We start from the raw sequence: 11,578 nt of genomic DNA, 5'->3' as shown, positions 1-11,578 counted from the left end.
CGCGCTGCGGGCCGGGCTGCGCGCCGGGCGCGGCATGCTGGCCGGCGCCACCCGGCTGCTGCGCGCCCGCAAGGCTGCCGCCCCCGGCGAAGGCGCCGATACCACCGGCCAGGACCTGGCCGAAATGGTGCGCCCGGGGGATACGCTGCTGATCCTCGGCTCCCCCTGGTTCCGTACCGATTATGCGGAGCTGCTGAAGCAGGTGCGGGAGCGCTGCCGGCTGCGCGTGGCCATGCTGGTCTATGACCTGATCCCCTTTGCCCGGCCGGAATATTGCGACCCCGGCCTGGTGCGCACCTTCCAGGCCTGGTTCACCGGCACCATCCCGCTGGTGGACCGCTTCTTCGCCATCTCCCGCGCCTCGGCCCGGGATCTGGAGCGCTACGCCCGCAGTACCAGGCTGACCCTGGCGGCGCCGGTCGCGGTGCTGCCCATCGGCACCGGGTTCGGCGGCAACGGTGGGAGGCTGCCGCTGCCGGCGGTGACGCCGCCGCGCGTGGCGGCGCTGCCGCCCGGCTTCGTGCTGCTGGTCTCCACCATCGAGGCACGCAAGAACCACCTGCTGGCCTTCCGCGCCTGGCGCCGGCTGGCGGAGATGCTGCCGGCCGAGCAACTGCCCACGCTGGTCTTTGCCGGCCGGGTCGGCTGGATGGTGGCGGACCTGATGCAGCAGCTGGAGAATTGCGGCTGGCTGGGCGGCAAGATTCAACTGCTGGAAGACCCCAGTGACGAGGAGCTGGCCGCGCTGTATGCCGGCTGCCGCTTCACCCTGTTCCCCTCCCATTACGAGGGCTGGGGGCTGCCTGTGACGGAGGGCCTGGCCTTCGGCAAGACCTGCGTCGCGTCCTCCGCCACCTCGGTGCCGGAAGCGGGCGGCAGCTTCTGCCTGTACCATGACCCGGAGAACGTGCTGGAAGCGGTGGCGATCCTGCGCCGGCTGATCGCCCACCCGGCGGAAGTGGCCGATATCGAGGCCCGCATCCGGCGCGATTTTCAGCCGACGCCGTGGTCCGCGACCGCCAAGGCATTGCTGGCCGCGCTGGAAGAGTAGAAGAGTCGGAAGGCCCCGCCCGCCGGTAGGGGGTGGGAGCCGGGCCGGCCCCCGGCCCGGCATGGCCGGAACAGGCGGAGCGTGGATGTGAGCGAGGCGGCGGCGCGGTTCCTGACCCTCAGCGAGGAGGCGGAGGTACTGGTAGCCCTCTACGACCCGGCGGACTGCCTGCGGCGTGCCAACCGCGCCTTCCGCGAGGCCTTCGCCGTCGGGCCGGACGAGCAGCCGGTCTGGGCCGATCTGATGCGGCGCAATTTCGGCACCCGGCACGGCACCGTCATCTCCAGCACGGATATCGAAAGCTGGCTGGTCTCCACCCTGTCCCGCCGCGGCAAGCGCCGCTTCCGCGCCTTCGAGACCGACCTGGCCGATGGCCGCTGGTTCTGGATGACCGAGTCGGTGGACCGGGACGGCTGGATGCTGTGCATCGCCACCGACATCACCCAGCTTCGCGTCGACGAACGCAGCCTGCGCCAGGACCGGGACCAGGCCCTCAAGGCCTCCCAGACCGACGAGCTGACCGGCATCGCCAACCGCCGCTTCATGATCGCGCAGTTGGAAGCACTGGTGGTGCGCTGCACGGCGGAGTCGGCGGCGCATGGCAGCGCCTGCATCCTGGATATCGACTTCTTCAAGCTGATCAACGACGTGCACGGCCACCAGGTGGGCGACAGCGTGCTGCTGGATTTCGCCCGGCGGCTGGAGCCCTTCCTGCGCCGCCACGATTCCTTCGGCCGCATCGGCGGGGAGGAATTCATGCTGATCCTGCCCAACACCAGCCTGCACGACGCCGCCGCCGTCGTCGGCCGTATCCTGGACATGGTGCGGCAGGCACGGCCGCAGGTCGGCGGGGTCAGCTTTTCCTACACCTGCTCCGCCGGCATCGCCGCCTTCAGCCCGGGCGATACCGCCCAGACCCTGTACGCCCGGACAGACGCCGCCCTCTACGCCGCCAAGCGGGCGGGGCGGGACAGGGTGGAGGTCGGGTTGCCCTAGAGGGGGGCGTTGCGCTGGAGGGTACAGGAAGTCAGGCAAGGCAAAGGCCGGGGAAAGAATTCCCCGGACCCCTTCTTTCATTTTTTCGAGTTTTTGCGCGTGGCTGTTGAAGCCGTGCGCTTCAGAGACGGCTGGGTACGCCGGAGGTCCTGGACCTCCGGCGACTGACGGCTCAGCCCGCGCGGCCTTGTATTTAAAATCATCAAGCTGCGCCGGACTCTCAGTCCTGAGCGCTTCGCAAAACTCGTAGAAAAAAGAAGGGGGCTGGGGAATTCTTTCCCCGGCCTTTCGCCTTCAATCTTCCCCGTCCACCGATCTTCTAGAGCAACACCTCGAACCCCGTGACCCTCATCCCGAGGAGGGCGCGCAGGTCGGGCAGGGCCAGGGCGATGCAGCCTTCGGTCGGGCTGTAATCCGGCCGGGCGAGGTGGAGAAAGATGGCGCTGCCGAGGCCGCGGACCACGGGTTGGTCGTTCCAGCCCAGCACGCCGATGATGTCGTAGAGCGGGTCGGTCCGCCACAGCTCCTCGTGCCGGCCGGGGTAGGGCAGGCGAACGGGGCGGTTATAGGCTTTGTCGGTCGGGTCGTCGCACCAGCCGTCCCGCGGGCCGATCGGCTCCACCGGTACGGTGCAATCCGGCGCCGTCAGGCGATCCGCGCGGTAGAGGACGCGGCGCAGCGGCAGCAGGCCGGCAGGGGTGGCGTTGTCCCCTTCCTCCTTGTGCTGGCGGATGCCGGCACGGCCGAGGGCGCAGCGGAAGGTGGCGTCCCGCAGCCGGACCAGGCCTTCCGCCTGGCCGGTCTGCGCGACCTGGGCAACCTGGCTCACAGCATGTGGCCGAAACGCTCGGCCTTGGTTTCCAGGTAGTGGTCGTTGACGCCGTTGGCGGCGAAGCTGTGCGGCTCCCGCCCCTCAACATCGATGCCGCAGGCGGCGAGGCCGGACAGCTTGTCCGGGTTGTTGGTCAGCAGCCGCACGCGGGTGATGCCGAGCTGGCGCAGCATGGTGGCGGCCACCATGAAGCCGCGCTCATCGGCGCCGTAGCCGAGGGCGCGGTTGGCATCCAGCGTATCCAGCCCCTGGTCCTGCAGCGTGTAGGCCCGCAGCTTGTTGACCAGGCCGATGCCGCGGCCTTCCTGCGCCAGGTACAGCAGCACGCCGGCGCCGTCCTTGGCCATGCGGGCGATGGCGCCGCGCAGCTGCGGGCCGCAATCGCAGCGCAGGCTGCCCAGCAGGTCGCCGGTGAAGCATTCGGAATGGGCGCGGACCAGCGGGGCGCCGCCGGCGGCGAACAGCCCTTCCGGGTCGCCTACCAGGATCGCCAGATGCTCGATGCCGCCATCGGCGGCGCGGAAGGCGACGATGCGGGTCTCGGAGGAATCCTCCAGCGGTACCTGCGCCTCGGCCACGCGGGTCAGGCTGGTGGCGGCGGTGCTGGGGTAGGCCAGCACGTCGGCGGCCGGCAGGCTGAGCAGGGCGGCGGCGGCTTCCTGGCGGGGCAGGCTGCCGGTCGTGGCAACGCCGTGGGCGGCGACGGGCGCGGCCACCAGTGCCGGCAGCAGGCGGCCCAGCTTGGCCAGGGCGATGGCGGCGAAGGCCAGTGGTGGCGGCGCGGTCAGTTCCGGGGTGGCGGGCAGCAACTGCTCGGCCACCGGGTCGGCCAGGCTGCGCAGGTGGACGGGGTCCAGCAGCGCAGGCGGCAGGCTGAGGGCGACCGGAGATTCCTGGATGCCCTTGGGCTCCACGCCCCGGCTGGCGGTGCCGGCGGGGATGGCGCCCTGGCTGGGTACCGGGCGGTGCAGAACGGCGGCGGCGCGGGTGGTGGCCAGCAGCAGCACGGCCGGGCCGGTGGCCAGGGCGGAAAGTTCCGCCAGCCCGCGCGCGCCCACCGTCTCGGCCGCCGCGATGATCAGCGGGCCGCCGGGGCCGGTGAGCAGCACCGGGGTGCCACGCCGCAGGTCGCTGGCGGCGCGGTGCACGGCGCGCATGGCCAGGCTGGCCGCGTCCGGCAAAGCCGGGCCGGGCTCGGGGTCATGGGCGGCGGCGTGTCGTTCCGCCGCTTGGCCGATGGTGGTCATGTAATCGCTTCCATCTGGCGTTTACGCTCCGAGTGGCACGTCCCGGCTGGTTCCAGGATCGGGTCCTGTCGGTGGCGTGAAGGCGTGTCCGTGGTGGTTAAGCCTGAGGCTGGGCAAGAGATGGGCGAACCGCCCCACATAGCAATGTGGCGTCAGATAGGAAGTTGCCATCCCCCCCGCGGCACGCAAGACTGACGTTTTCTCACTCTGCGGGCCAAGCAGGGGTTGCCCCCCGCGTCGCGCGGGGCCACCATGCGCGCAGTGTGAACAGCGTCGGCAACGCTTACACCTGTTACGCGTTTGAGCGTTGGACGTTGAGGCACACCATGTTGAGTCACTGGCTTTGTCGGGAGATCTCATGACCGGCCCGCGGCCGATCCTGATCGTAGACGATGACGGGGCGCTGCGCGCCACCTTGTCGGAACAGTTGGCCTTGGATGGGGAGTTCGCGCCGCTTGAGGCCGAAACCGCCGCCGAGGCTGCCGAGCAGTTGTTGGGTGCTGACACCCGCTGCGACGCCGTCCTGTTGGACATCGGCCTGCCGGATGGCGATGGCCGGGAACTTTGCGCGCGCCTTCGGCGCGAAGGCGTGAAGATCCCGATCATCATGCTGACCGGCGCCGATGGGGAGCAGGATGTCGTCCGCGGCCTGGATGCCGGGGCCAACGACTATATCGCCAAGCCCTTCCGGGTGGCGGAACTGCTGGCGCGCCTGCGCGCCCAGCTGCGGGTGTTCGATAACAGCGAGGACGCCGTCTTCGTCATCGGGCCCTACACGTTCCGGCCTTCCGCAAAGCTGCTGCTGGAGACGGCCAAGAACCGCAAGATCAGGCTGACCGAAAAGGAAGCCGCGATCCTGAAGTTCCTGTACCGGGCCGGCGGACGCGCGGTGGCCAGGCAGATCCTGCTGAATGAGGTGTGGGGCTACAACGCCGCCGTCACCACGCACACGCTGGAGACGCACATCTACCGGCTGCGGCAGAAGATTGAGCCGGACCCGGCCAATGCCTGCCTGCTTTTGACCGAAGGCGGTGGCTACCGCCTTGACCCCCAGGCCGGCCGCGTGGCCGCCTGATACGACGAAAGGGCCGGGCGAGACGCCGGCCCTTTTCGTTTGTGGGGTCCGTGTGAAGGGTGGGAGAGGCGTTTCGTCTCCTTTCCCGTGCCGCCCATATGTGGTCCGGCATGCACGCTGTTCGTGTGCGCGGCCTGCGAGAGCCCTGGAAGTCGAAAGCCTCCATAAGGGCCTTATTCTCGCTCCGGCGTCAGTGCGCCTGGGCCCTGCGCTGGTCGTCCTGAACGCGCCGCCCCAAACTCGAAAAAAGAAGATGGGGGTCCGGGGGAATTCCTTCCCCCGGCCTTCCTCCCCCGCGTCAGAGTTCCTTGACGATCTCGCGCGGCTCAGACGGCGCCTCCGGCATCTTGCCGTCGAACCAGTAGTCACCGGCGACGCCGGACATCCGCATCCCCTCATGCCCGATGCCGGGCACGACGATCAGCTGCCAGTTGCAGGCCACGCCCAGGCGCGCGGCTTCCGCCTGCCCCTGTGCCAGGTAGTTGTGGGCGCGGGCGAAGCGGTGCGGGCCCTGGGCCCTGGCGGCCGGGTGGCTGGGCAGGCTGGGGCCTTCCGTCTCGATATCCTGGTCGCCGGCGAAGATCACCATGGGGTAGGCCAGCAGCTTCACCACGTCGTCCTGGGTCAGGCCGATGCCGCCGAGGCCCTGGGGGTAGGGGGTCTCCAGGTTGGGCAGAGTGTACCAGCCGGCATTGGCGGGGCCGACGGCCTCGAAGATGCCGTGGTCCTGCGTCGCCATCAGGCGGTGGGTGTACTGGCCGCCGGCGGAATGGCCCCAGAGATAGGCCTTCTCCCGCGTCGTCACGCCAGCCTGCCGCAGCAGGGCGAAGACGCGGCCCGGAATGGCCTGGGACCAGCTTTCGCGCGGCCGCAGCGTGCCGTCCTCGGCCAGGACGTTGCCGTCGTTATAGGGCACCGAGCCCGGCCACGACTCGGTCGGGAAGGTGGGGGCGACGATCAGCAGCCCATGCCGGTCGGCGATGGGGATCCAGGCTTCGCAATACTCGTCGCCATTGCGCATCATGCCGTGCTGCACCAGCACCACCGGGTTCTCCGGCCGGTGGTTGGCGGCGCGGTAGCATTCCAGCACCAGCGGCCGGTCCAGGTTGAACGGGTCCAGGCAGGGGATGGAGGCGCGGCCGGGCGTGGCCAGGGCGGCGGCCAGGGCTTCCGGCGTCAGGATGGCGGGCATGGTCATTTCGGGCTGATCTCGGTGGCAAGGGTGGTCTGGTCGACGCGGCCGGGATAGGCGAGGTTGGCCCGCATGCCCCAGGTGGCGCTCTCGAAATGCACCGGGATGACCGGCATCTGCTCCAGCGCGCGGCGGCCGGCGGATTGTAGCAGCGCGCTACGGGCCGGCGGGTCCATCTGCACCAGGGCGGCGTTTACGTCCCGGTCGAAGGCGGCATCGGACCAGCCGCCATAGTTGCTGCCGCCCACGCCGCGCGCCGTGTCCGTCGTGGCCAGCCAGGTGCGGAAGAAGTTCAGCGTCTCCCCGGCATCGGTGCCCCAGCCGCCCATGGCCATCGAGAAGTCGCGCTTGCCGCGCCGGCCGAAGAAGGCGGCCGAGGGCATGGCGTCCAGCTCCACCTTCACGCCGATGCGCTGCCACATCTGCACCATCGCCTGCGCCAGGCGCGAGTCGTTGATGTAGCGGTTGTTGGTGGCATGGAAGGTCATGCTGAAGCCGTTGGGGTAGCCGGCCTCGGCTAGCAGGGCACGGGCGCGGGCCGGGTCATGCGGCAGCACCGGCAGGCCGGGGATGGTGCCGAACATGCCATCCGGCAGGAACTGCGTGGACGGCGTCGCGACGCCGTCCATGATCCGCTCCAGCAACGCCTTGCGGTCCAGCGCCAGGGAGAGCGCCTGGCGCACCCGCGGGTCCTGCAACGCGTTCGGCCCCTGCACGAACGGCGACGGGTTCCGCGCCGTATCGAGCTGGATGAAGATCAGCCGCGTCGTCGGCGCGGCGACGATGGCGAACTGGTTGTTCTCCCGCAGGCGCGGCAGGTCGGCGGTGGCGGGCGCCTCGATCACGTCCTGGTCGCCGGCCAGCAGGGTGGCCATACGCGGGCCGGCCTGGGTGACGGGCGTCAGCCGCACCTCCGCCCAATGCGGCTTCGGGCCCCAGTAGCGGTCGTTCCGCTGCAACACCGTCGTGCTGTTGCGGGACCAGGAAACCTGGCGGTACGGCCCGGTGCCGATGGCGGCCGTGCCGTTGTTGAAGGCTTCCTGCTGCGGCCAGGGGCCCGCCGCCTCGCCGCCACAGGCATCGCCGGCGCTGAAGGTCACGCCCTGCGGCCGCCCGAGCGAGCGCGGCAGGATGGAGATGGAAGCAAGGTCGGAGAGCAGCAGCGGCTCCGGCGCCGTGGTGCGGATCAGCACCTGGTTCTCGCCGATCGCCTCCACCGCCGCCAGCCGGCGCACGTTGGAGGAGAAGGAGGAGACCAGCTCCGACTTGTTGTTCAGCACCCGGCAGTAGGTGAACACCACGTCTGGCGCGCCGAAGGCCGCGCCGTCCGAGAAGGTGACGCCGCGCCGCAGGTTAAACACCCAGGTATGGTCGTCCCGCCGCTCCCACGACTCGGCCAGGCCCGGCGCCACGGCGAGCTTGGCGTCCACGTCGGTCAGCGCATCGTAGACGTGGTTGCGGAGCGTGCCGTTGGGCGTCAACGCATAATGATGCGGGTCCGCCGCCGTGGTCTCGGCAGAAAGGGCAATCCGCAAGGTCTGAGCCTGCGCGATCGGAGGTGCGGCGATGAGCATCGCCACGGCCAGGGCTGGGAGCAACCGGGTGTTCATGACCGCCGAATCTATCCCTGCCTCATCGTTTCGACCATGGGGTGAAACGGGGTGGGAGGACGGTTTCGCGGGGTGTCCCGGCGAAGCGGCGTGCGGAGGGAGGAAGGCCGGGGAAAGAATCCCCCGGGCCCCTTCTTTTCTTTTTTCGAGTTTTTGCGGTCTGGCCGCTGAAGGGGCGGTCCTAGGAGCCGGCTGGGTGCGCCGGAGGTCTGGGACCTCCGGCGACTGAGGGTTCAGCCCGCGTGGCCCATTTTAAATATCGTCGGTGCTTGGCCTAAAGCGCCACGCCAGAATCGCAGAAAAAAGAAGGGGTCCGGGGAATTCTTTCCCCGGCCTTCCTCCACCTGAGGCTTCTGCGGGCCGAAGCCCTGCCGCCATCAACGGGGGCGGGTATCGGGATGAATGGCCACAGCTAGCATGAAGGGGAGGGAGCTTCGCCCCCTCCCGACGGCACGGCGTGGTCAGACGATCTTCGCGGCTTCGTCGAAAGGCAGGCGGGGCAGGCGGCCGAAGGTGCCGGAGGGGTCGGCGTAGCCCAGGTTGACCAGGAAGTTGGACTTCCAGCCGGTGCCCTCCAGGAAGGCGGCGTCCACCTTGGCGTTGTCGAAGCCGCTCATGGCGCCAGTATCCAGGCCGACGGCGCGGGCGGCCATGATGAGGTAGGCGCCCTGAAGGGAGCCGTTGCGGAACGCGGTCTTCTCGGCGAATTCCGGGCTGCTGGTGAACCAGGACTTGGCGTCCGCGTGCGGGAACAGGAAGGGCAGCTTGTCATAGAAGGCGGTGTCGTAGGCGACGATGGCCGTCACCGGGGCCGACATGGTCTTCTCCAGGTTACCGGCGGAGAGGGCGGGCTTCAGCTTCTCCTTGGCTTCCTGGCTGCGGACGAAGACGAAGCGTGCCGGGCTGGCATTGGCGCTGGTGGGCGCCATCTTCAGCAGGTCGTACAGTTCCTGCAGCTTGGCCTCCGGCACGGGCCGGTCCTGCCACTTGTTGGCGGTGCGCGCGGTGAGGAAAAGCTGGTCCAGCGCGGCGCTGTCGATCGTATCGGCCATTCGAGTCGCTCATCCGGAATGTTGCGTAGCAACAGGGATAAGCTGGAAACGGCCAGGCTGCCAATCCGCCTTTCGGATGAGCATTATTCATCTGATGAATGACTAATGCTGCTGAGCAGGTTTAGAAGCAAGAAAGGCCCCGCCGCAAGGCGAGACCTTTCATTGATGTCATAAATAACTGGTGGAGGCTTCAGGCCTCGACCTGCTCCACCGCCATCACTTCCGGCACGTAGTGGCGCAGCATGTTCTCCACCCCGTGCTTCAGCGTGGCGCGGGAGGACGGGCAGCCGGAGCAGGCGCCCTGCATGCGCAGCTTGACGATGCCGTCGCGGAAGCCGCGGAAGACGATGTCGCCGCCGTCGCCGGCCACGGCCGGGCGGACGCGGGTGTCGAGCAGTTCCTTGATCTGGGCCACGACCTCGGCATCGGCGGGGTCGGTGTCCTCAGCCTCCTCGGCCTCGCCATCCTCGCCCAGCAGCACGGGGCGGCCGGCCATGGCGTGCTCCATGATGGTGCCGAGCACCACGGGGCGCAGCGCCTGCCAGTCGGCGGAATCGGCCTTGGTCACGGTGACGAAGTCGGCGCCGAGGAAGACGCGGGCGACGCCGTCCAGCGCGAAGAGCGACTCGGCCAGCGGGCTGCGGCCAGCGGTCTCGGCGCTGGTGAAATCGGCGGTGCCGCGCGCGCCCATCACGTCCTGGCCCGGCAGGAACTTCAGGGTGGCGGGGTTGGGCGTGGCTTCCGTCTCGATGAACATCGCTTCCAATTCCGTGCGGGGGCGTCGGTTATGCCAGCATGTGGGGGAAGGGGCGGCGCGACGCAACCCGAAACGTCATGCGGGGGGTTTGGGGCTGGGGTGCGGGACGGTGCGCACGGCCCTGGCGCTCAGTCGAAATCCGGCAGGCGGAGGAGGAAGACAATGGCGAGGACAACGCAGATGGCGAAGGCCGCCGCGCCCTTCAGTACCTGGCCGCCGATCGATGAGATCAGGCCGCCGGTCAGCGCGCCGACATCCCCCACCAGCCAGTCCAGCAGGTAGAAGAGCGCCACCCAGGCGGGAAGCCCGATCCCGATGATGAAACCACGCGCGGCGGGACTCTGGGGGGGTTGGTCCTGGTACGGGTTCATGCGGCGCCAGGTGTCGGGATCGCGCGACAGTACCGTGTAGCTGGTGGATTCCTCCCTCTCCGGCTCCAGGCCGGTCCAGGAGGAGGAGGAGAGTGCCGGGCGGGGTGTCGCCGCCTCGGGCTCGTCCCCGGCCATCGGCCTACAGCGTCACCCGCTGGATATCCGCTTCCTCCAGCGCGGCGGGCACGATGGTCATCGGGACCCGCAGGCGGGCACCGTAGCGGCCGGTCAGCGCCGCGATCAGCGGCCCCGGCCCGCTGCCCGCCGCGGCGGCGGCGAGGACGAGGATGGAGATGCGCGGGTCTTCCTCCAGCAGGTCCAGCAGGGCTTCCCGCGGGTCGCCTTCCCGGATCAGCAGGATCGGCATGCCGCCGGTGATTTCCTGCACCTCGGCGGCGAGGCCGGAGAGCAGCTTCTCCGCCTCCTCCCGCCGCTCTTCCTCCAGCATGGCGCCGACGCCGGCCCATTCGGTCATCTCCGGCGGCTCCACCACCCGCAGCAGCGCCACGCGGCCGCCGCTGTTGCGCACGCGCAGGCAGGCATAGCGCAGGGCGATGTGCCGCTCGGGGCTGTCATCCACCACCACCAGGAAGACACGGTCGCGCCGCGTGGCCTCGGGCATCAGCTTCTCCGGAACAGGACGCTGCCCATCCAGCCGGCGAAGGCGGCCAGAAGGATGCAGATCACGCCATACACCAGCGGCTCCTGCCGCGCGACATCGGCGATGCTGGCGGCGGTGCCGACCCGTTCCACCCGGAAGCCCAGCTCCTGCCGCGCCAGCACGCGGCCGTCGCGCACCAGCATCACCTCCACCCGGTAGTCCCCGGTCTGCACCGTGGCGGGCAGCGGCAGGCGGGCGCTGAACAGGCGGGCACCGGCGATGCGCAGCGGCGTATCAGCCTCCCACCACAGATGCGCGTCCTGCTTCAGCTGCAGCAGCGCCTGGCGGTAGCTGGGGTCCTGGATGCCGGTGGATTCCAGCGGCAGGTTCTCCAGCCCCAGGCGCTTGGTGGAGCGTTCGTCGGCCGAGAGCATCTCCCGCAACGGCCGCGTGCCGGTCAGCAGGTAGACGCCGGGCACGCTGCGGAAGCGGGCGGAAGGGCCGTTGATCCAGAAGCCCAGCACGCGGATCTTGCGGCGCACGACCATCGGCTGCGGCGCGTTCTGCGCCACGATCAGCACGTCGTCGCCATGGCCGGCGCCGGGCTGCGGGCCGATCAGCCGGTCGGTGGCGCCAAACACCAGCAGCTCGGTCCCGGTGAAGCCGGTGGTGATCTCGACCCGGGCCTGAGAGAGCTCGGCCACCAGCGCGGGGCGCGGGGTGGCGGCGGCGGGGGCATCCAGCACCGGGGCGGCGGGTGCGGGCACCGGGGCGGGCACTGGCGCGGGCGGCGG

General features: G+C 69.7%; 12 protein-coding genes. 3 read left to right on the top strand and 9 right to left on the bottom strand.

From position 1 onward, the window contains the following. Both IBL26_RS24140 and IBL26_RS24135 read left to right on the top strand, forming a co-directional pair. The coding region (locus tag IBL26_RS24140; protein ID WP_187787068.1) for a glycosyltransferase family 4 protein at positions 1–1,051 on the top strand (1,051 nt) is incomplete at its 5' end. Positions 1,052–1,132: 81 nt separating this feature from the next. Then, positions 1,133–2,047: a GGDEF domain-containing protein gene (locus IBL26_RS24135; protein ID WP_367615502.1), complete on the top strand. Its 915-nt coding sequence runs from the start codon at positions 1,133–1,135 to the stop codon at positions 2,045–2,047. Positions 2,048–2,366: 319 nt separating this feature from the next. On the opposite strand, the gene IBL26_RS24130 is transcribed toward IBL26_RS24135, so the two are convergent. After that, positions 2,367–2,831, bottom strand: coding sequence for a L,D-transpeptidase family protein (locus tag IBL26_RS24130; protein ID WP_194443710.1), 465 nt, complete (start codon positions 2,829–2,831; stop codon positions 2,367–2,369). A gap of 41 nt (positions 2,832–2,872) precedes the next feature. Continuing rightward, positions 2,873–4,126 (bottom strand): GTP cyclohydrolase II, encoded by a 1,254-nt coding sequence (gene ribA, locus IBL26_RS24125; RefSeq protein ID WP_187787066.1) that lies wholly within the window; start codon positions 4,124–4,126, stop codon positions 2,873–2,875. Positions 4,127–4,484: 358 nt separating this feature from the next. On the opposite strand from ribA, the gene IBL26_RS24120 reads away from it, so the two are divergent. Further along, complete coding sequence (locus IBL26_RS24120) at positions 4,485–5,201, top strand: response regulator transcription factor (RefSeq protein WP_187787065.1); 717 nt, start codon at positions 4,485–4,487, stop codon at positions 5,199–5,201. 298 nt (positions 5,202–5,499) lie between these two features. On the opposite strand, the gene IBL26_RS24115 is transcribed toward IBL26_RS24120, so the two are convergent. The 7 genes from IBL26_RS24115 to IBL26_RS24085 all read right to left on the bottom strand — a co-directional run. Further along, positions 5,500–6,399: an alpha/beta hydrolase gene (locus IBL26_RS24115; protein WP_241749722.1), complete on the bottom strand. Its 900-nt coding sequence runs from the start codon at positions 6,397–6,399 to the stop codon at positions 5,500–5,502. Continuing rightward, complete coding sequence (locus IBL26_RS24110) at positions 6,396–8,003, bottom strand: ABC transporter substrate-binding protein (RefSeq protein WP_187787064.1); 1,608 nt, start codon at positions 8,001–8,003, stop codon at positions 6,396–6,398. The genes IBL26_RS24115 and IBL26_RS24110 overlap by 4 nt, the downstream gene beginning before the upstream one ends. A gap of 461 nt (positions 8,004–8,464) precedes the next feature. Then, the gene (locus IBL26_RS24105) at positions 8,465–9,055 is read right to left on the bottom strand and encodes a malonic semialdehyde reductase (RefSeq protein WP_187787063.1); all 591 of its coding nucleotides are present in this window, start codon (positions 9,053–9,055) and stop codon (positions 8,465–8,467) included. 190 nt (positions 9,056–9,245) lie between these two features. Beyond that, positions 9,246–9,812, bottom strand: a complete 567-nt coding sequence (locus IBL26_RS24100; protein WP_187787062.1) for a NifU family protein — start codon at positions 9,810–9,812, stop codon at positions 9,246–9,248. A gap of 128 nt (positions 9,813–9,940) precedes the next feature. Then, entirely contained in the window at positions 9,941–10,318 is a 378-nt protein-coding gene (locus tag IBL26_RS24095) for a hypothetical protein (RefSeq protein WP_187787061.1), read from the bottom strand. Positions 10,319–10,322: 4 nt separating this feature from the next. Then, on the bottom strand, positions 10,323–10,805 hold the full coding sequence (locus IBL26_RS24090; protein WP_187787060.1) for a universal stress protein: 483 nt from the start codon (positions 10,803–10,805) through the stop codon (positions 10,323–10,325). Further along, the coding region (locus IBL26_RS24085) for a TIGR02186 family protein (RefSeq protein ID WP_187787059.1) at positions 10,805–11,578 on the bottom strand (774 nt) is incomplete at its 5' end. The genes IBL26_RS24090 and IBL26_RS24085, both read right to left, overlap by 1 nt.

The organism is Teichococcus aerophilus (genome assembly GCF_014490485.1).
GTDB classification, from domain to species: domain Bacteria; phylum Pseudomonadota; class Alphaproteobacteria; order Acetobacterales; family Acetobacteraceae; genus Pseudoroseomonas; species Pseudoroseomonas aerophila.
This window is presented reverse-complemented; position numbering and strand designations above follow the sequence as displayed.